This is a genomic window from Caballeronia sp. GAWG1-1, assembly GCF_023631465.1.
Classification (GTDB): Bacteria; Pseudomonadota; Gammaproteobacteria; order Burkholderiales; family Burkholderiaceae; genus Caballeronia.
On the sequence record NZ_JALQDB010000014.1, the window covers coordinates 157,091 to 176,513 of the forward strand.

A 19,423-nucleotide genomic window follows, 5' to 3' on the forward strand; every position below is an offset into this window, starting at 1 on the left:
AGAAACACAAAAGGAGCGCTCATGGATGTCGATTCGGTCCTGCTTTCACGTTTCCAGTTCGCCTGGGTCGTCGCGTTCCACATACTGCTGCCCGCGTTCACGGTCGGCCTGTCGTGCTTCATCGCGACGCTCGAATTCAACTGGTGGATCACCAAGCGCGATGTCTACCGGCGCCTGTCCGCGTTCTGGCTGAAAATCTTCGCGGTGTCGTTCGGCATGGGCGTGGTGTCGGGCATCGTCATGCCGTTTCAGTTCGGCACCAACTGGAGCCGTTTCTCCGATGCCACCGCCAATGTCGTCGGCCCGCTGATGGGCTACGAAGTGCTGACGGCGTTCTTCCTCGAATCGGCGTTTCTCGGCGTGCTCCTGTTCGGACGCAAGCTCGTGCCGCAATGGGCGCACGTCATGTCCGCGATCTTCGTCGCGGCGGGCACGGTCATCTCGTCGTTCTGGATTCTCGCCGTCAATAGCTGGATGCAGACGCCGCAAGGGCATCGCATGTTGCCGGACGGCCGCTTCGAAGTGGTGAGCTTCTTCGACGTGATCTTCACGCCGTCGTTTCCGTATCGGCTCGGGCATACGGTGAGCGCGTTCCTCGTCACGACGGGCTTCGTCATTCTCGGCGTCGGCGCCATGTATCTGCGGCAAAAACGCGCTGTCGAGGAAAGTCGCGTGATGCTCAAGATGTCGCTGATCTTTCTCATCATCATGGTGCCGATCCAGATGGTGATCGGCGATTCGCACGGTCTGAACACGCTCAAATATCAGCCCGCCAAGCTCGCGGCGATGGAAGGTCTGTGGGAAACCGGCTCGCGCGTGCCCGCGAATCTCTTCTCCGTTCCCGACGAAAAGGAAGAGCGCAACCGCTTCGAGATTTCAATTCCCGTGCTCGGCAGCCTTTACCTCACGCACGATCCGAACGGAGTCGTGCGCGGGCTGAAGGACTTTCCGCGCGAAGACCGCCCGCCTGTCGCCGTGGTGTTTTTCGCCTTTCACATCATGGTCGGGATCGCGCTTCTGATGTTCGCGCTCGTGCTGTCGGGCATCGTGCTGTTCGCGCGCGGCAAGCTGGAACAAAGCACGCGCTGGCTGCGTTGCGCGACGTTCGCCATGCCGCTCGGCTTCATCGCGGTGATCGCGGGCTGGACCACCACCGAAGCGGGCCGTCAGCCGTGGACCGTGTATGGCATCCTGCGCACGCGCGATTCCGTCACGCCCTCGCTCACCACCGCCGACGTCGGCCTGTCCTGGGCGCTCTACATGCTGGCTTATCTCGTGATCTTCGGCGCGGGCTTCGTGCTGTTGCGGCGGCTCGTGCGCATTGGGCCGACCGACGCGTCGCGTGACCATGAGAACGAATCGCTCGATACGAAGACGCGCGCGGCGCGGCCGCTGTCGGCGGTATCGGCGGTCACGGCAGGCGGCGACGGCGGCGCGCGCACGGCGAATCGCGACGACGTCGTCCCGCCGCATCGCCCATAACAAGTCAACAGGAGACCGCGATGCTCGATCTCGTGCCTTTGTGGGCCGCCATCCTCGCGCTGGCCGTATTCATGTACGTGCTGCTCGACGGCTTCGATCTGGGCGTCGGCATGCTGTTCTTGCTGCGCCGCGATCCCGACGAACGCAACTTGATGATCCACTCCGTCGCGCCGGTGTGGGACTTCAACGAAACTTGGCTGATCCTCGGCGGCGGCGGCTTGTTCGCGGTGTTCCCGCTGGCCTTCGCGATCATCGTGCCGGCGGTCTACTTTCCAATTCTCTTCATGCTGCTCGGGCTGATCTTTCGCGGCGTCGCGTTCGAATTCCGCGAGGTCGAGGGCGCGCGCCGATGGCTGTGGGATGGCGCGTTCGGCTACGGCTCGCTCGTCGCGACCTTCGCGCAAGGCACGGTGCTCGGCATGTTCATCCAGGGCTTTCCGATCCACGGCCGGCAGTACGCCGGCACGAGCTGGAACTGGGTGGCGCCGTTTCCGCTACTCGTCGGCGTCGGGCTGATCTTCGGCTATGCGTTGCAGGGCTCGACCTGGCTCGTGCTCAAGACCGAAGGCGAGTTGCAGGCGTGGGGTCGCAAGATGGCGCGTCATGCACTGCTCGGCGTGATCGCGTTCATCTTGCTGATCAGCCTGTGGACACCGCTGAAAGATGCGCGCATCGCGGCGCGCTGGTTCGGCTTTCCGCAGAGCTTCGCGTTCACGCCCGTGCCGGTGTTGACCGCGCTCCTTGCGTGGACGTTGTGGTCGAGCTTGCAAAAAGGCCGCGAAGTGCTGCCCTTTCTGTGCTCCGTGGGCCTCTTCTTCCTCGCGTTCACCGGGCTCGTGATCAGCCTGTGGCCGTTCATTGCGCCGCCTTCGGTGACGCTGTGGGACGCATCGGCCGCACCGTTATCGCATCAGTTTCTGCTGATCGGCACGATGTTCCTGCTGCCGGTCATCATCATCTACGTGATCTGGTCTTACTGGGTGTTTCGCGGCAAGGTGCGCGGCGATCTCGGCTATCACACGCAATAGCCGCTTGGTCATGACTGAAGCTTCTGGCGCGTGGCGAGCGTGAGGATGCGCGTCCACTTGCGAGCATTGGCTGTATCGTTGATGGGCAGACGCCATTCCGGATGTTTCGAATCCGCGACGGTGAGGACGACCGCGTTGCCCTGCTCCTCGCGCGCGCCGCGCAGATCGGCAAAGATATAGCTGCCCGTCGCTTCGCCCACGCGCACTTCCAGGAGCCGCTTGCCCGCGGCGAGCCGCAAGCCGCCCCAGTCGCGTTTGAGTTCGTGAGTCCAGTCGCCGCCAGCCGAGCGCGGAATGTTCGCCGCGACTTCACGGCGCCGCGCGAGCCAGTAAGCGACGCCCGCCGCGATTGCCGCGGCCGCCACCACCGCCACGCCGACTGCGACAGCAAGCCCGAAGTGCGCGTGCAGCGCGTTGAACGACCAGACCGCGCCATAGATGAGCGCGACGAGAACCGCGAGTGCGACAACGATCGGCATCTGACTTCACACCTTGTTCTTTGAACGACGAATACGGAACGACAAGCTCATTGCGCCTTGTGTTTCGCGTTCCAGTCACGCAAGGCCTGCAAGGTGTTCGCGACATGCTGATCCGGCGAAAGGCTCGTGTATTCGTAGATCACCTTGCCGTCCGGCGCGATCACGTAGGACACGCGATTGGCCATCGAACTCTTCATGGGCAGCGAGGCGTCGTAGGAGCGGATGATCTTCGAATCTTCATCCGCCGCAACCGGGAACTTGCTGCGGCACTCGCTCACGGAAAACTTCTTGAGCGTGTCGATGTTGTCGTGCGACACGCCGATCACGGTGGCGCCCTGCGCCTTGTATTGATCGACCGCCTCGGCGAATTCGTGCGCTTCGATCGTGCAGCCCTTGGTGAACGCCGCCGGATAGAAGTACAGGACGACGGGGCCTTTCTTGAGCGCGTCGGCGAGCGAGTACTGATACACATCGCCGCCAAGCGATGCCTGGGCGACGAACGACGGCGCGGCGTCGCCCGGTTTGAGCGTGGCGCTCGCGGCAGTCGAATACACCACGGCCACGCAAGCCGCGGTTGCGGCGGCCAGGCCGGCGACGGTCGCCAGAATCTTTTTCTTCATATGCACTCCGCTTGAGGGCAGCAAAAATGTCGCGAGACGAGCGGCAAGCGCCTCAGCCTTGCGCCTCGTCCTGATCCAGCCGGCTCTCGGTGAACCACGCCGCCGCTTCGACCTGCATTTGCGAGAGCGTGGCGGGCGTGAGTTCCGCGAGCGCGGGATCGGCCAGCCGGCTTGCATCGATCGCGGCGGCATCGCCCTGTTCGGCCGCTTTCGCGATGGCCAGCAGCGCACCGAGCGCGCCCTCGCCTTCGAGGATCGCCGAGCGGATCTCCGCCGTGAGGTGAAGCTTATCGACAATTTCTTCCGGCTGCATGCCGAGCACGACATGCACGAGCGAAAAGATGCCCGTCATGAAGGCGGCATCGGCAAAAGGCTCGTCATCCGGGCGCAGCACGCCGGCCGCAAGTTCCATGAAGCGCGCGCGCGTGCCGACGAGTTGGAGGAGCGGGTCCGAGCGCCACGGCAGACCGCTGCCGTCCGCATAGAGCAGCAGTTGGGTCCAGCGCATCAACTGACGTGTGCCTGTCGACGCGATGGCCTCGCGCAACGACGACACGCGCCGTCCGCGCGCATGCGCGCTGGAATTGGCCAGACGCAGCAGTTGCACGACGATGTCCGGATTGCGCTTGAGTTCGGTCTCGAGCTCGCGCAAGGCCGGGTCGCCGCCGAGCACGGCGAGCAACCGCAGCAGCGCACCGCGCGCCGGACTCGCGCGCCTTGCGGAGAGCACTTGCGGCCGCGCGAAGAAATAGCCCTGAAAGAAGTCGAAGCCCAGGCGCTTGGCTTCCTTGAAGTCGTCGAGCGTCTCGACCTTCTCGGCGACCAGCAACTTGCCGCGCGTCTTGAGCGTCGTGGCGAGCTTCGGCAAGTGCGCGCGGTCGGTGGACAGAAGATCGATCTTGACGATATCCACGGATGGCAGCGCGGCAAGGAGCGCGTCGTCCAGACGGATGACATCGTCGAGAGCCAGGCGAAAGCCTGCGTTACGCAACTGGCCGCAGCGCCGGAAGATGGACTCGTCGAACTCGATGCTCTCCAGCAATTCGAGCACGAAGCGCTCGGGCTGCATGATGTGGACGATGTCGTCGAAGAGCAATTCGCGGCTCATGTTGACGTAGCCGGGATGATCGCCCAGCACGGCCGACACGCCGATCTCGCCGACCGTGCGCGCCACCACGTGCGCGGTGGCCTGCACGTCGTCCGCTATGCGGGCGCGATTGTCGGGGCTGTCGCGAAACAGCAATTCGTAGGCAGCCAGCGCGCCGTCGCCGTCGAGAATGGGTTGACGGCCGACATAGACACTGTGTTCGCGCCGGGAGGGCGCGGGCTTTAGCGGGGAATCGGCCATGACGGGAAGCTCGGAAGTGCCCAGCACGCTGCCTTGCAAACGAGGCAGGCCGGCAATCTATGGTGGGTCATGGGATTGAACAACTCAAGCGAATTTTCCGGTCGACGGTCAACGGTCTTGCAAGCGGACATCGCAGCCGGCACTGCAGGTGCCATCGCATGTGCCATCGCAGGTGGCATGATACGCAAGTTTTGTACGACAAATAACCTCGACGCGTTAGGCCATACAGCGCGGCACCGTCGCTCCAGCTAAAGAAACCGTCCCATGGGCCGATAACTCGCCTGATAGAACGTGTCGCGCGTGTGCCGGCACGTACCCGACGAAAGCGTCCGCAAGACGTTTTCGAGCGCCGCAGTGTCCCCTCGCCGTTGCTTATTCGGCCGCGGAACACCGGCGCCACGCACCACTCGACCTCAACATGCAAGCGAATCGGATCACCGCCTCCCGCCGCGCACCGTGGCGCATCGTTCGCGATGCGCTCGGCCGCGCATGGCGAAGCGCCGTGGCGAGCCGCCGCGAAGCCGTGAGCGCCGCGCCCGGCGTCGCCGCCGTGCAAGCGCAGGCACAAGAGCCGGTACAGCCGGAAGCACAAGCGCAAGCACGCGCGCCCGCTTCTTCGAGCGCAGTCGCGGCGCACGGCTTCGACAAGGATCAGTCGGTGCTCATGCTGGCGCTCGGCGCGGTCGATTTCCTCGCGCAACTCGACGATGCCCTGCGCTTCCGGCAAGTGTCGGACGCGAGCATCGAGTTCATCGGGTATCACCGCGACTATCTGAGCATGCTGACGCTGCACGATCTCGTGCCATCCGAGGAAGCCGACGAACTGCACGCGCTCATTGCTCGCGCGCGAGCGAGCGGCAAGCTCGAATCGGCGACGCTCAACGTGGTGAAGTCGTTGACCATTCCGATCTGCGTCGAGTTGCGGCTCATGTCCACCGCCGCGCTCGGCACGCCGGGCTTCGCGCTCGCCGCGTTCGATGTATCGCACTGGCGCGAGCGTGAGGATTCGCTGCAACACGCGCTGCATCACGATGCGCTCACCGGACTCGACAATGCCGCCGCGCTCCATACCGCCATGAGCGCGGCGCAAGCCGAAGCCGAACTCACGCGCACGCAGGCGGCGCTGCTCGTGCTCGATATCGACGATTATCAGCGGATCAACCGCGCGCTCGGTTACGACACCGGCGACGACATGCTGCGCGAGACGGCGCGGCGCATTCAGCACACCGTCGCGCCGGGCGAGCGCGTGGCGCGCATTGCGAGCGACGAGTTCGCCGTGCTGCTGCCCGCCGGCACCACGCTCGAAGCCGCCGAAAGCCACGGCAAGCGTCTGCTCAACGCGATTGCGCAGCCGTATCGGCATCGCGGGCAGCATACGCATTTGTCGGCGAGCGTGGGCATTGCGATGTACCCGGATCACGCCGCGCTCGCGGACAAGCACGTCGAGCGCAACGGCAAGCACGGCGTTCAGGCGAGCCTGTTGCGCATGGCCGATCACGCGCTCGCGCAGGCGAAGGCCGCGGGCGGCAACACGCTCGTGTTCCACGCACCCGACGACGACCCCGCCGACGCCGAACGCCTCAAGCTGGAAGCCGAGCTATACGAAGCGGTGCGCAACGGCGAATTCTCGCTGTACTTCCAGCCGATCACGAAGATCCGCACGGGCGCGGTGGTCGGCGTGGAAGCGCTGATGCGCTGGAATCATCCGCTGCACGGGCTCGTGCCGCCGACGGTGTTCATTCCGCTCGCGGAGTCCATCGGTCTCATCAACTATCTGGGCAACTGGGTGTTGAAGGCGGCGTGCATGCAGCTCGCGCAGTGGGACGCCATCGGCATCCGGCTGGATTACGTGGCGATCAACGTGTCGCCGCAGCAGTTCCGGGACAAGCGTTTTGCCTCGGCGGTCAAGGAAGCGCTGGCGCTGACGGGCATCGACGCGCGCCGCATCGTGCTCGAAATCACCGAGAGCGTGCTGATGCGCGATCCCGAGGAAGCGACTTGCCTGCTCGAAGCGCTGACTTCGGTGGGCATTCGCTTCGCCGTCGACGACTTCGGCACCGGCTATTCGAGCCTCGCCTATCTGCAGCGGTTTCCCTTGTCGAAGCTCAAGATCGACCGGAGCTTTGTCGAGAACCTGATTACGTCGCGCAACAATCGTGCGATCGTGAGCGCCGTGGTCGGGCTCGCACAATCGCTCGGGCTGGAACTCGTCGCCGAGGGCGTCGAAACCGAGGAGCAACGCGACCTGCTCGCCGAGATGGGCTGCGACCATATTCAAGGCTGGCTGATCAGCCGCGCGCTGCCGTCCGACGAGCTGGCGTCGTCGTTCCAGTCGCATTCGCTGGTGCTGCACGAGACATTATGAGAGAAGGCGTGTTCGTGTTCTAATCGAACGACACGTCATGAGAAAGAAGGCTGCGAGGGCCGATTGGAATCGATCCTCGCGCAACGAAGGGTTCTTATCACGGATGGCAGTCAAGGCCGAAATTATGGACAAGCTGTGGGCGCGCATGAGCGAGCGCGGGGATTTCCCCATGCTGTCTCAGGCGCTGCGCACGACCGTGTCCGCGATGAGCGATAACGACCTCGACTTCACGTCCCTCGTGCAAGTGGTGCTGTCGGACTTCGGCCTCACGCAGAAGGTGCTGCGTCTCGCCAATTCCGCGATGTACGTGGCCTTCGGCGGCAACATCACCACCGTCACGCGCGCGCTGATGGTGCTCGGCATGGACGCCGTCGGGCATCTCGTGGTCGGGCTCAAACTCGTCGATCACTTTCATCACAGTGCGCCACGCCGTATCGACGCCAAGCTGGAACTCAACCGCACCTTGCTCTCCGGCGCGGTCGCGCGGCAGATCACCGAGCGCACTGATCTGCGTTCGGCGGAAGAAGCCGTGGTCTGCACGCTGATGCGGCAGATTGGCAAGCTGCTCGTCGCGTTCTATCTCGAACACGAGTGGGATCAGTTGCGGCGCAAGGCGGCGGCGGACAACATCAGCGACAGTCACGCGTGCGCCGCGCTGCTCGGCGTGACCTTCGATGAAATCGGCATGGAAGCGGCCGACCGCTGGCGCCTGCCCGAGACGATTCGTGCCGGCATGCAGGCGAGCGACCCTGAAGCGCCGCCCGACGAAAACGTGCCGAAGCACGTGCGCTGGCTGCAGGCCGTCACCAACTATTCGACCGAAGTCGCCGACGCGCTCACCGCGCAGCATGTCGAAGCGAGCGGCCGCGAGTCCTTGCTCGTCGATATCGCCAATCGCTATAGCGACGCGCTCAGCACCGACGCCGCGACGCTCGCCTCGATGAGCCTCGCGCTTGCCAGCGAAGAAGGCGGCGACTCGGTGATGCGTGAAATCAGCGAACTGCAGGCCAATGCGGATGCCATCGCGCGGGCGGGAATATCCGCGGAAGCGCGCATAGGCGCGAGCCTCGAAGACTTGCGCTCGTTGCCATCGAAGAATGCGCTCGCGCCCGTGCTTGCGCTTGCCTCCGAAGCGGTGCTCGCGGGGCTCGGCTTGTCGCGCGCGGTGGTATTCGTGCGCCAGGCCGACAACGAATTCCAAGCGCGGCTGGGACTTGGCGCCGGCGTCGAAGCGATGCTGCCCAAGCTGCACTTTTCCGCCGACTTCAAGCCCGACGTGTTCCATCTGGCGATCACGAATCCGGTGGGCATCTTTATCGAGAACGCGCACGATCCGCGTATCGACGCACGCTTGCCGCGCTGGTACAAGGAGACGCTCGGCGAGGCGCAGGCGTTCGTGCTGCTGCCGGTGAAGTCGGATGCATCGACGGTCGCGCTCGTCTACGGCGACTGGACGCATCCGCAACACGTGCGCAAGATCGCGCCATCGGAAATGAGCGCGCTGAACGAACTCACGCGCGAACTCAGCCGCTTCTTTTCCAGCGCGAACTGGAAAGAAGTCGAGCTGATCTGATTCCTCCTTCCTATTCGCGCTTCAGAATAGCCACGACCTGCTCGCCATATGGGACGAGATAGCCGCCGTTGGCGCGCTGCCAGGCGAGCGCGTCGGCTTCGTTGGCGAACCAGTTGCGCTCGAAGTCGTTGAACGCACCGGCATCGAGCCGGTATCGGTCGATGCGCGCGGCGGGTTTTGTGTCGATATCGTTCTTGCAGGCGTCCCAGCTTGAATAACCGAGTTGTTTGGCGAGCATGGCGAGCACGTGCTTGAGTTGCAGCGCGTCGCGCTTCGCGTGGAGATCGGTGAGACGCGAGGCGCGTGTGATGTCGGCGGATTGCAGCCGTCGCAACACGGGCAGCGCGGCGCTCGAAGCGCCATCGCGCGCCTGACGCAAGAGCCGCCGCGCGTGTTCGCGCAGATAGTCGCTATTCAAAGCGGGAGGGGAAATTGGACAGGATGTGGACCACATGACGTTGTTCCTTTGTTTGCGCCGTTCTCGCGTGCGGCTGAAAAGGTTCGACGTTGCGGTTCGTGACTTGGGCGCGTTGACTGCGCTTTGGACTGCAAGACGTGGCAGGTGTGGATGACTTTCGCGAGAATGGGCGCCCTGCCGGCGCCCGAGTTCGCGGATTTTAGCTTGAGGTTGCGACTTTGAGCAAGCGCGAAGAGTACGCGTACTCAACGATTGCGCTTGCCGTGCAAACCAGGTCGAGGGGCTTCTTCACCGTCACCCGACGCCACGCGAATCAGGCAAGTTGGAACTTCCCGACCAGCGCATTCAAGCCCTTCGCCTGATCGTCGAGCGATTGCGCCGCCGCGGCCGCCTCTTCCACCAGCGCCGCGTTCTGCTGCGTGCCCGCATCCATCTGCGCGACGGCGTGGCTGATCAGTTCGATGCCCGTCTTCTGTTCCGCCGATGCCGCCGAAATCTCACCCATGATGTCGGTCACGCGCCGCACCGCGCGCACGACCTCTTCCATCGTCGCGCCCGCTTCCTGCGCGAACGACGAGCCGTCCGACACGCGCGCCACCGATGTATCGATCAGGCTCTTGATCTCCTTCGCCGCCGCCGACGAACGTTGTGCAAGACTGCGCACCTCGCCCGCCACGACCGCAAAGCCGCGCCCTTCCTCGCCCGCGCGCGCCGCTTCGACCGCCGCGTTCAACGCCAGAATGTTGGTCTGAAACGCGATGCCCTCGATCACGCCGATGATGTCGCCAATACTTTTCGCGCTCGCATCGATCCGCTGCATGGTTTCGACCACGCGGCTCACGACCGCGCCGCCCTTCTCCGCAATCGCCGACGCGTTGTTGGCAAGCGTGCTCGCCTGCATCGCGTTATCGGCGTTCTGGCGCACGGTCGACGTGAGTTGCTCCATGCTCGAAGCGGTCTTCTCGAGCGCCACCGCCTGTTCCTCGGTGCGGCGCGACAAGTCGACATTGCCCGTCGAAATCTCGCTCGATGCCGACGCGATAGCCTGCGCGCTCACCGCAATCTCGCCGACCGTCGACGACAGGCCCGCCTGCATCTCCGACAAAGCCGCCAGCATGCTCGCGTCATCGCGACGCGCAAGCGCGATGCGATTGGCCAGATCGCCCGAGGCGATGCGCCGCGCGATATCCATCGCGTAAGCCGGCTCGCCGCCGAGTTGCTTCGCGAGCCGCCGCACGACCCATTCGCTCACGGCGATAGCCAGCCCGAGCAGCGCGAGCGTCAGCACGGAAACCATCACGAACGAGGAATGAAAGATGAACGCGGCGGCATCGATGGTCGCCTTTGCGGCCGCGCCGCGCCGCGCGACGAGTTCATCGACCATCTTTTCGAGCTTGCCGGTCTCGACCAGCAGCGAAATGTCCTGCGTCCCCACTTGCCAGTTCATCTGCGAAAGATCGAGCGGCTGCTCCTTCACGAGTTTCACGAAGCCGCGCACGTTGCCACTCCACGTGGCGAGCGCCGTGTCGAAACGCTTTTGCTGGGCGAGTGCGTCCTGGTCCGCGTGATCGACGTATTGCGCGAGTTGTCCCTGTTCCTTGCCGATGGCCGCGAGCGCCTCTTCGATCTGCGCGCCGAGATCGTCGCGCTCTTTGGCGGTCGTCGCGGTGAGCAGCATCTTTTGGGAACGGCTCGCGCGCAGCAGATAGCCACGCGTTTCTTCCGCCGCGCGGCTCGCGACGACGCCCTGCGTGTAAATGGATTCGGTCGCGCCGTTCAGACGGCTGATCTGCATCAGCGATATCGCGCCGATGGCAAGCGTTCCTGCAAGCACGAGTCCGAAGGCAAGACGCAGCGTCGCCTTGACGCTCAACCCTCGCCTGGCGGAATCGGCCGCGCGTGGATGGTTGCTGGCGGCGTCCGGCAGGAAGGCCGCGTCGCTCGTTGCGCGTACGCCGCGTAGCGAGAACAGTTTCATGGTAGATCCCCGAAGTGTTTGCTGGACGGCCGCGTCTATCGCGCGGCACGTCTGTATCGCTGGTCTACGGCAAACATTCGGCTTTCTTTAATCCGATTGTGTACGGGCGTTCGTCTCTCGCGTGGCCGCCGAGAACACACCGACGATGTCCGATTCGCGACGAACCTTGGCAGGACAACGACTCGCGGACAGCCTACACTTGTCAGAAATTCAGCTTGCGCATAAATGTCGCAGGCGAATACAAGAATTGGGACAACCGTTTTTTCCACGCGTTTTACGCCATCCACCATGCAAACAAGTATCGATAAAGGCGCGTTTCCGCCTTCGGGCAGCGCGTCGGTCGCCAGTACCGCGACTGCGGGCGCGTCACCGGCCACCACGCCTGCCGTTCAGCGCACCGTGTATTCGGTGCTGGGCGCGGTCAGCTTCGCGCATCTGCTGAACGACATGATCCAGTCGCTGATCCTGGCGATCTATCCCATGTTCAAGAGCGAGTTCTCGCTCTCGTTCGGGCAGATCGGCCTGATTACGCTGACTTATCAGATCACCGCATCGCTTCTGCAGCCGCTCGTCGGGCTCTACACCGACAAGCATCCGAAGCCGTGGTCGTTGCCGGTCGGCATGGGTTTCACGCTGTCCGGTCTCTTGCTGATGTCGGTGGCGGGCAACTTCGGCACTTTGCTGATCGCGGCGGCGCTGGTTGGCTGCGGATCGTCGGTGTTTCATCCGGAATCGTCACGCGTTGCGCGCATGGCGTCGGGCGGCAGGCACGGCCTTGCGCAATCGCTCTTTCAGGTGGGCGGCAATGCGGGTTCGTCGCTCGGGCCGTTGCTTGCGGCGCTGATCGTGATTCCGCACGGACAACGCAGCATTGCGTGGTTTTCGGTCGCGGCGCTCGTTGCCATGTTCGTGCTGGCGAATATCGGCCGCTGGTACAAGCGTCATCCCGCGACGAAGAAGGGTCGCGGACAGGCTGCGCATCATTCCTTGCCGCGTCAAAAAGTCATGATGGCGATGAGCGTGCTCGTCCTGCTCGTGTTCTCGAAGTACTTTTACCTGGCGAGCATCACGAGTTACTTCACGTTTTATCTGATCAGCAAGTTCGGCGTGTCTGTGCAGAGCGCGCAGATTCACCTGTTCGTGTTTCTGGCGGCAGTGGCGGCGGGGACGATCATCGGCGGGCCGGTTGGCGACAAGGTCGGGCGCAAGGCGGTGATCTGGGTATCGATTCTCGGTGTCGCGCCGTTCACGCTGCTCATGCCTTACGTGAATCTGTTCTGGACGGGCGTGTTGTCGGTGATCATCGGGCTCGTGCTGGCATCCGCGTTTTCGGCCATCCTGGTCTATGCACAAGAGTTGATTCCCGGCAAGGTCGGGATGGTGGCGGGCCTCTTCTTCGGCTTCGCGTTCGGCATGGGCGGCGTGGGCGCGGCAGTGCTCGGCCATCTCGCGGATGTGACGAGCATCGACTTCGTTTATAAGCTCTGCGCGTTCTTGCCGTTGATCGGCGTGCTGACGGTGATGTTGCCTAAGATGAGCGAGGAGCGGGTGAAGGCTTGAGGTTTAACAGGCCGTGATTCCCTTTAACGGGCGCGTCGATGCTTCGAGAGATCACGCGCCCGGTGTGCTTTAAGTGGCGATGCAGCTTGGTTCGTTCCGGTGAAGGTGCAAGCGCCCTTGCGTATTCAAAGCCCGCTGCTCGCGCTCACGATTCCAACGCCGCCTTCACCAACCCCAACGCACTCGGGTCCTCGATAGTCGGCAATTCCCCCGGATCGCGCCCTTCGGCCAGCGCCGCGATCGCTCGGCGCAAGAGCTTGCCCGAACGCGTCTTCGGCAGCATCGACACGAAAAGCACGCGCGTCGGACGCGCAATCGCGCCCAGTTGCGCATCCACCGCGTGACACAGCTCCGCCGCCAGCCCGGCGCGCGCACCGGGCGCATCGAGACGGCTCGCATCGCGCAGCACGACGAACGCAGCGGCGGCGTGGCCCTTCACGGCATCCGTCACGCCGACGACCGCGACTTCCGCCACCGCCGGATGCGCGGACAACGCCTCCTCGATCTCGCGCGTGCCCAGCCGATGCCCCGCCACGTTGATCACGTCATCGGTGCGGCCGAGAATCGACACATAGCCGTCCTCGTCCTGCACGCCCCAGTCGAAAGTCGAATAGACCAACTGGTTCGGCACGCTAGTCCAATAGGTGTCGATGAAACGCTGATCGTCGCCCCACACGGTCTGCATGCAGCCCGGCGGCAGCGGATAACCCAACGCGACCACGCCCTTCTCGCCCGGCGCGCAAATCTCGCCGGTCGCCTCGTTGCGCAAGGTGAGGTTGAAGCCCATCGACGGCACGCCCGGCGAGCCGAGCTTCGAGGGCAACGCCTCGATGCCGCGTGGAATCGCGATCATCGGCCAGCCGGTTTCCGTCTGCCAGTAATTGTCGATGACGGGCTTTTTCAGCGCGCTCTGAATCCATTGCGCGGTCGGTTCGTCGAGCGGCTCGCCCGCCAGAAACAGCGTGCGCAGGCTGGACAGATCGGCGTCTTGCATCAGCGCCGGGTCCTGCTTCTTGAGCACGCGGATCGCGGTGGGCGCGGTGAACATCAGGTTGATGCGATGCTGCTCCACGAGCCGCCACCAGATGCCGCCGTCCGGACGGACCGGGGTGCCTTCGTACATGACCGTGGTCAGGCCCGCGATCAGCGGCGCATAGATGATGTAGCTGTGCCCAACGACCCAGCCGATGTCGGACGCGGTGAACATGGTGTCGCCCGGCGCGCCCTGAAAGATATGCTCCATCGATGCCGCGAGCGCGACCGCATAACCGCCGACATCGCGCTGCACGCCCTTCGGCCTGCCGGTCGTGCCGGACGTGTACAGCACGTACGAAGGCTCGTTCGATTCGAGCCATTCACATGGCACGTGAGCATCGAAAAATTTTTCGCGCAAGGGTTCGTAGGAGACGAGATAGCTCGCCTGCAGCCGCTCGGGCGCCAGTTGCCGGTCGATCAAAAGCACTTGCGGCACCTTGAATTCAGCGCGCGAAAGCGCCTCGTCGACGAGCGGCGTGTAGTCGATCACCTTGCCCGCGCGCGCGCCGGCATCGGCGGTGACGATGAGCGCGGGCTCCGCATCGTCGATGCGCGCTGCCAGATTCGGCGCCGCGAAGCCGCCGAACACCACCGAATGCACCGCGCCGAGACGCGCGCACGCGAGCATCGCGAAGAGCGCTTCGGGGATCATCGGCATATAGATGAGCACGCGGTCGCCCTTCTTCACGTGCAGCGAGCGCATGACAGCGGCCATGCGGTTCACTTCCGCGTGCAGTTCGGCGTAGGTATAACGGCGCTCGATGCCCGTTTCCGTCGATACATACACGAGCGCGTTTTGCTGCGCGCGCGAGGCGAGATGGCGATCGACCGCGTTATGACAGAGATTGGTCTTGCCGCCGACGAACCAGCGCGCGAACGGCGGGTTGCTCGCATCGAGCACCTGCGTGAAAGGCGTATGCCAATGGATGCGGCGCGCCTCATCGGCCCAGAACGCCTCGGGTTCCTCGATCGACCGGCGATACGCTTCTCGGTAAGTCGGCATGCGCGTCCTCTTTGAGCGAAGTGCGTGGCTGTGCTTGTCTCTGTGCGTCCGCCAACGCCGCATGCGCCCACGTCGGGCGGCCGCGTTGACATCTCTTCATCACGAAGACAGAGCATAGAGCAGCCCGCAAACCCTTGCTAGACAGGGCGCGCCCTGATCGGTGTCATCGATTCAGGCGCGCTTCGCCTCTCCGAACGCTTCGGACGTTTCAGACCGCGCGACTCTTCGACACCGGCGCTGCCGCTTCGCCCGAATGCTTGAGCAACACGGGCGCGAGTTCGCCGGCCACGCGCATGCTCGATACCACGACCGTACGCACGCCGCTGCCCTCGGTCGAATGACGCAGCGCTTCACGCGTGGTCGCGCGCGCCTCGATACGCGGCTCGATCACGACGATGCCCCGGCAATACGCCGCGAGTTGCACGCGCTGATTGCGCAGCCACGCGGTGCGCAGGCGAATGTCGTCGGCGGTTTCATCGGCGTCGTGCTCGGCGACGATCACGAAGGGCGTGTTGAGCGCAAGCAGGCGGCGCATCTGCGCGCACCATGCAAACGCGTAGCCCGGCTTGACGGCGCGTCGGCGCAGGCGCACGAGCGGAAAGCGGCTGGCGTCGAACATGCGGGCATCGAGATCGAGATCGGGAAGCGGGACGGACGATGAAAGCGACTCGCGCTTTGAATGGAGATTGGCGGCATTCACAGAGGTTTTGGACTCCAGTAATTCAGCGCGGCAACCAGGCTCGGCCAGCGCGACTGTCGCGGCACGGCCCGCTTTTTCGGTTTCGTGGCGCGCGGCAACCGGCGCGCGGCTTCTTTCGGTGCTTCCGATGCCTGGCTCCACGCGTGACGCGTGGTTTCAAGCACTTTTGCGGCGTTGGCCGCGACCGCGCATTCGTTGCGCGCCTCGTGAATTTCGCCTGCCTCGGATACGCCGCCCTGCTCGCGCGTCAAGCCGATGGCAGTGGGAATGGAATCGTTGGTCATGTATGTTCGGGCCTCGTTGGTCGGACGAAGCCGGCGGTTTCGCGCCGGCTTCGGCTCCGATGCAAAGCTACGGATAAGCGCTGACGGCAGCGCTGTGTCTCGGATCAGGCCGGGATGGCGGTCGTCGAAGCAGCGGTTCGCGCTTCTTTGCGGCATGCCGATATCCGCGCTTGTGATGCATTGTATTGAGAATCATTCTCAATTACAAGCGGCAAATGGTCTGGCGGCAGAAGGGAAAACCCGAGCGTTGGAGCTAATGCACAGACCGAAGAAACCGCACCAGAATCCCCGACGAATACGCACCCGCGATCGCCACGAGAAACTCCGCGAACGATTCAGGCGCGGCGGCATCGGCGGTATCCGAGATGGTGCGCACGACGGCGCACGGCACCGCGTGTTCGAAACAAACCTGCGCGAGCGCCGCGCCTTCCATTTCGACCGCGAGCGCATCGGGCAAAGCGTCGCGCAGCGCCAGCACGCCTTCGTTGCTCGCGACGAAGCGATCGCCACTCACAATCAACCCGCGATGCACACGCGGCGCATGCACCGCGAAGCGCTCGGCAAGCGAGCTGCCCTCATCGGCGATGAAACTCGCGGCCGCCAGCGCGAGCGCATTGCAAAAGCTGGGATCGGCGGCGAAATGAGAGCGGGCCAGAAGCGGCACTTCATAGCGCGGAAAAAGCGGCGAGGCATCGAGATCGTGCTGCAGGAGCGTGTCGCCGATGACGATGTCGCCCACCCGGACATTTGCATGCACGCCGCCCGCGACGCCCGTGAAAACGATCGCATCGACCTTGAACACGTGAATGAGCGCGCTCGCCGTCGCCGCCGCCGCGACCTTGCCGATGCGCGCGAGCGTCGCCACCACGCGCACGCCATGCGCATGGCCGACGTGATACTCGCGCTGACCGAGCGTCACCGTCTCGACTTCGCCCGCCGCATGCATCTGCGCGACGAGATCGCCCAGTTCCTGCGGCAGCGCCGCCATGATGCCGAGCATCGTCATTCGACCGCTTGCAGTTTCGCCACCGCGAGCGCGAGCCATTTCTCGCCGTGCCGCTTGAAGCGAACCTGCGCGCGCGCATCGCCGCCGGAACCTTCGAGCCCGATCACCGTGCCCTCGCCGAACTTCGTGTGGAACACCGCTTGTCCGACCTTGAAGCCGCTTTCCGCCGCGCGCTGCTCGTTGGCGAACGACGGCAACGCCGGTGCGGACGCGGCGGAACCGCCGTAAGCCGAACCGCCGCGCTCCTGGCCTGGGCGCGCGAACCAGTCGCGGCCCCAGCCGGCGTTATCCGCGCGCCCGCCCCAACGCGCGCCCGGCTCGATCTTCGGCGTGAGCCACTTGAGCGAGCCTTCGGGCAATTCGTCGAAAAAGCGCGAGCGAATGTTGTAGCGCGTCTGTCCATGCAGCATCCGGCTCTGCGCGAACGACAGATAAAGCCGCTCTTTCGCCCGCGTGATCGCCACGTAAGCGAGCCGCCGCTCTTCTTCGAGGCCGTCGGTTTCCTGCGCGCTGTTCTCGTGCGGAAAGAGCCCTTCTTCCAGTCCGGTGATGAACACCGCCGTGAATTCCAGCCCTTTCGCCGCGTGCACGGTCATGAGTTGCACGGCATCCTGGCCGGCCTGCGCCTGGTTGTCGCCCGCTTCGAGCGATGCATGCGAGAGAAACCCCGCGAGCGGCGTCATGGTGTCGGGGTTCTGCGCGGGATCGGCAATGCCGGGCGCGTCAAGCACTTCGATCTCGCCGTCCTCGCTCACGATTTCCGGCGCCGCCGTCGCGCCGGGGCGCAGCGGCACGGAACGCGCGGGGGTATCGAGCCCGTAGCCTTCCTCGCTCACGAACGCCGCCGCCGCGTTGACCACTTCCTGCAAGTTCTCCAGACGGTCCTGGCCTTCGCGCTCGGTCTCGTAGAACGCGGCGAGACCGCTCGCGCGCACGACGTATTCGACCGTTTCCGGCAGACTCATCTGCTGCGTTTCGGCGCGCATCTTCGCGACGAGCGTGGCGAATGCGCCGAGGCTCGAACCTGCCTTTCCCGTGACGTAGGGCACGGCGGCGGCCATCGAACAGTTGTAGAGACGCGCGGCATCGGCGAGTTGCTCGATGGAGCGCGCACCGATGCCGCGCGTCGGGAAATTGACCACGCGCGCAAACGCCGTGTCGTCGTTCGGGTTGTCGATCAGACGCAGATACGCGAGCGCATGCTTCACTTCCTGACGCTCGAAGAAGCGCAAGCCGCCATACACGCGATACGCAATGCCCGCGTTCACGAGCGTGTGCTCGATGGTCCGCGACTGCGCATTGCTCCGGTACAGCACCGCAATCTCCCCGCGCGCGAGCCCCGTATTGATGAGCGCCTTGATCTCCTCGACGATCCAGCCCGCTTCCTGCGAATCCGTCGCGGCTTCGTAGACGCGCACCGGTTCGCCGTGCCCCGCATCCGTGCGCAGGTTCTTGCCGAGCCGCCGCGAGTTGTTGGCGATCAGGAAGTTCGCGGTATCGAGAATATGGCCGTGCGAGCGATAGTTCTGCTCCAGCTTGATGAGATTACGCACGCGGAATTCGCGCTCGAAGTCGTGCATGTTGCCGACGTTCGCGCCGCGAAACGCGTAGATGGACTGGTCGTCGTCACCGACCGCGAAGATGGCGTTGCTCTCGCCCGCGAGCTGCTTGAGCCACGCGTACTGCAGCTTGTTGGTGTCCTGAAACTCGTCGACGAGGATATTGCGAAAGCGTGCCTGATAATGCGCGCGCAGCGGCGCATTGAACGCGAGCAGTTCGTGGCAGCGCAACAGCAGTTCGGGGAAATCCACGACGCCTTCGCGCTGGCATTGCTGATCGTAGGCTTCGTACAGTTCGACGAACTTGCGGTTGAAGGCGTCCGTGGCGTCCACGTCCTTCGGACGCAAGCCCTGCTCTTTCGCGTTGTTGATGAAGTACTGAAGGTTCTTCGCCGGATATTTTTCGTCGTCGACATTGAGCCCTTTCATCAGCCGCTTGATGGCGGAGAGCTGATCGGCGGTGTCGAGAATCTGGAAAGTCTGCGGCAGCCCCGCGTCGCGATAATGCGCGCGCAGCATGCGGTTGCACAGGCCGTGGAAGGTGCCGATCCACATGCCGCGCGTGTCGATGGGCAAGAGCGCCGAGAGCCGCGACATCATTTCGCGCGCGGCCTTGTTCGTGAAGGTCACGGCGAGAATGGTCGGCGGCGACGCGTAGCCCTGCTGGATCAGCCACGCGATTCGCGTGATGAGCACGCGCGTCTTGCCGCTGCCCGCGCCGGCGAGAATCAGCGCGGGCTCGTTGGGCAGCGTCACGGCGGCGAGTTGTTCGGGGTTGAGGTTCGCGAGCAGGTCGGGCATGGGAGCAGGTGGACGGCGAAAAGCGGGCCAAAGTCTCTGGCGGCGGGCCGACCATTATAAGACCGCGCCGATGGCGTCGCCGGCGCCTGGCATCCGCGCCTGGCCGCAGGCCACCCCGAATTCGTCCGATTGACTCGCTCGAACCTTATAATCAGGGATTACCCCGCACTTTTCACGCATTTTT

15 protein-coding genes are annotated in these 19,423 nt (G+C 64.2%); 5 read left to right on the forward strand and 10 right to left on the reverse strand.

Annotation, left to right across the window (positions count from 1 at the left end):
* Window positions 1-21 precede the first annotated feature (21 nt).
* Window positions 22-1,482: a cytochrome ubiquinol oxidase subunit I gene (locus NCT03_RS09395; RefSeq protein ID WP_250492584.1), complete on the forward strand. Its 1,461-nt coding sequence runs from the start codon at window positions 22-24 to the stop codon at window positions 1,480-1,482.
* A 20-nt stretch (window positions 1,483-1,502) separates the two neighbouring features.
* Entirely contained in the window at window positions 1,503-2,510 is a 1,008-nt protein-coding gene (gene cydB / locus NCT03_RS09400; RefSeq protein WP_250465205.1) for a cytochrome d ubiquinol oxidase subunit II, read from the forward strand.
* Window positions 2,511-2,518: 8 nt separating this feature from the next.
* On the opposite strand, the gene NCT03_RS09405 is transcribed toward cydB, so the two are convergent.
* From NCT03_RS09405 to NCT03_RS09415, 3 genes are read right to left on the reverse strand one after another with little or no spacing between them, the layout of a single operon-like run.
* The gene (locus tag NCT03_RS09405; protein WP_250492585.1) at window positions 2,519-2,989 is read right to left on the reverse strand and encodes a hypothetical protein; all 471 of its coding nucleotides are present in this window, start codon (window positions 2,987-2,989) and stop codon (window positions 2,519-2,521) included.
* 47 nt (window positions 2,990-3,036) lie between these two features.
* The gene (locus NCT03_RS09410) at window positions 3,037-3,609 is read right to left on the reverse strand and encodes a peroxiredoxin (protein WP_250465207.1); all 573 of its coding nucleotides are present in this window, start codon (window positions 3,607-3,609) and stop codon (window positions 3,037-3,039) included.
* 52 nt (window positions 3,610-3,661) lie between these two features.
* Complete coding sequence (locus tag NCT03_RS09415; protein ID WP_244825657.1) at window positions 3,662-4,957, reverse strand: EAL and HDOD domain-containing protein; 1,296 nt, start codon at window positions 4,955-4,957, stop codon at window positions 3,662-3,664.
* Between the two features lie 418 nt (window positions 4,958-5,375).
* Between NCT03_RS09415 and NCT03_RS09420 the strand changes: the two genes are divergently transcribed.
* The gene (locus NCT03_RS09420) at window positions 5,376-7,322 is read left to right on the forward strand and encodes a putative bifunctional diguanylate cyclase/phosphodiesterase (protein ID WP_284503138.1); all 1,947 of its coding nucleotides are present in this window, start codon (window positions 5,376-5,378) and stop codon (window positions 7,320-7,322) included.
* A gap of 103 nt (window positions 7,323-7,425) precedes the next feature.
* Entirely contained in the window at window positions 7,426-8,895 is a 1,470-nt protein-coding gene (locus tag NCT03_RS09425) for an HDOD domain-containing protein (RefSeq protein WP_250492586.1), read from the forward strand.
* A 10-nt stretch (window positions 8,896-8,905) separates the two neighbouring features.
* On the opposite strand, the gene NCT03_RS09430 is transcribed toward NCT03_RS09425, so the two are convergent.
* The gene (locus tag NCT03_RS09430; protein ID WP_250492587.1) at window positions 8,906-9,349 is read right to left on the reverse strand and encodes a hypothetical protein; all 444 of its coding nucleotides are present in this window, start codon (window positions 9,347-9,349) and stop codon (window positions 8,906-8,908) included.
* A gap of 277 nt (window positions 9,350-9,626) precedes the next feature.
* Window positions 9,627-11,291 carry a methyl-accepting chemotaxis protein gene (locus NCT03_RS09435; RefSeq protein ID WP_250492588.1) on the reverse strand — a complete coding sequence of 555 codons (1,665 nt, stop codon included), beginning with the start codon at window positions 11,289-11,291 and terminating at the stop codon, window positions 9,627-9,629.
* 288 nt (window positions 11,292-11,579) lie between these two features.
* Between NCT03_RS09435 and NCT03_RS09440 the strand changes: the two genes are divergently transcribed.
* Complete coding sequence (locus NCT03_RS09440; protein ID WP_250492589.1) at window positions 11,580-12,851, forward strand: MFS transporter; 1,272 nt, start codon at window positions 11,580-11,582, stop codon at window positions 12,849-12,851.
* Between the two features lie 145 nt (window positions 12,852-12,996).
* On the opposite strand, the gene NCT03_RS09445 is transcribed toward NCT03_RS09440, so the two are convergent.
* From NCT03_RS09445 to NCT03_RS09465, 5 genes are all read right to left on the reverse strand, one after another.
* The gene (locus NCT03_RS09445) at window positions 12,997-14,952 is read right to left on the reverse strand and encodes a propionate--CoA ligase (RefSeq protein ID WP_284503139.1); all 1,956 of its coding nucleotides are present in this window, start codon (window positions 14,950-14,952) and stop codon (window positions 12,997-12,999) included.
* A gap of 145 nt (window positions 14,953-15,097) precedes the next feature.
* On the reverse strand, window positions 15,098-15,589 hold the full coding sequence (locus NCT03_RS09450; RefSeq protein WP_250492591.1) for a hypothetical protein: 492 nt from the start codon (window positions 15,587-15,589) through the stop codon (window positions 15,098-15,100).
* Entirely contained in the window at window positions 15,586-15,873 is a 288-nt protein-coding gene (locus NCT03_RS09455; protein WP_250492592.1) for a hypothetical protein, read from the reverse strand. Before NCT03_RS09455 ends, NCT03_RS09450 begins: the two co-directional genes overlap by 4 nt.
* Before the next feature lie 253 nt (window positions 15,874-16,126).
* On the reverse strand, window positions 16,127-16,879 hold the full coding sequence (locus tag NCT03_RS09460) for a 5'-methylthioadenosine/adenosylhomocysteine nucleosidase (protein WP_244825669.1): 753 nt from the start codon (window positions 16,877-16,879) through the stop codon (window positions 16,127-16,129).
* Window positions 16,876-19,239, reverse strand: coding sequence for a UvrD-helicase domain-containing protein (locus NCT03_RS09465; protein WP_244825671.1), 2,364 nt, complete (start codon window positions 19,237-19,239; stop codon window positions 16,876-16,878). The genes NCT03_RS09460 and NCT03_RS09465 overlap by 4 nt, the downstream gene beginning before the upstream one ends.
* Window positions 19,240-19,423 lie beyond the last annotated feature (184 nt).

What these genes read in the sequence shown, in the direction of transcription:
- NCT03_RS09405 (WP_250492585.1), bottom strand. Translation starts at nt 2,989, where the DNA reads ATGCCGATCGTTGTCGCACTCGCGGTTCTCGTCGCGCTCATCTATGGC.
- NCT03_RS09430 (WP_250492587.1), bottom strand. Translation starts at nt 9,349, where the DNA reads ATGTGGTCCACATCCTGTCCAATTTCCCCTCCCGCTTTGAATAGCGAC.
- NCT03_RS09415 (WP_244825657.1), bottom strand. Translation starts at nt 4,957, where the DNA reads ATGGCCGATTCCCCGCTAAAGCCCGCGCCCTCCCGGCGCGAACACAGT.
- NCT03_RS09455 (WP_250492592.1), bottom strand. Translation starts at nt 15,873, where the DNA reads ATGACCAACGATTCCATTCCCACTGCCATCGGCTTGACGCGCGAGCAG.
- NCT03_RS09445 (WP_284503139.1), bottom strand. Translation starts at nt 14,952, where the DNA reads ATGCGGCGTTGGCGGACGCACAGAGACAAGCACAGCCACGCACTTCGC.
- NCT03_RS09410 (WP_250465207.1), bottom strand. Translation starts at nt 3,609, where the DNA reads ATGAAGAAAAAGATTCTGGCGACCGTCGCCGGCCTGGCCGCCGCAACC.
- NCT03_RS09435 (WP_250492588.1), bottom strand. Translation starts at nt 11,291, where the DNA reads ATGAAACTGTTCTCGCTACGCGGCGTACGCGCAACGAGCGACGCGGCC.
- NCT03_RS09440 (WP_250492589.1), top strand. Translation starts at nt 11,580, where the DNA reads ATGCAAACAAGTATCGATAAAGGCGCGTTTCCGCCTTCGGGCAGCGCG.
- NCT03_RS09460 (WP_244825669.1), bottom strand. Translation starts at nt 16,879, where the DNA reads ATGACGATGCTCGGCATCATGGCGGCGCTGCCGCAGGAACTGGGCGAT.
- NCT03_RS09420 (WP_284503138.1), top strand. Translation starts at nt 5,376, where the DNA reads ATGCAAGCGAATCGGATCACCGCCTCCCGCCGCGCACCGTGGCGCATC.
- NCT03_RS09425 (WP_250492586.1), top strand. Translation starts at nt 7,426, where the DNA reads ATGGCAGTCAAGGCCGAAATTATGGACAAGCTGTGGGCGCGCATGAGC.
- NCT03_RS09395 (WP_250492584.1), top strand. Translation starts at nt 22, where the DNA reads ATGGATGTCGATTCGGTCCTGCTTTCACGTTTCCAGTTCGCCTGGGTC.
- cydB (WP_250465205.1), top strand. Translation starts at nt 1,503, where the DNA reads ATGCTCGATCTCGTGCCTTTGTGGGCCGCCATCCTCGCGCTGGCCGTA.
- NCT03_RS09465 (WP_244825671.1), bottom strand. Translation starts at nt 19,239, where the DNA reads ATGCCCGACCTGCTCGCGAACCTCAACCCCGAACAACTCGCCGCCGTG.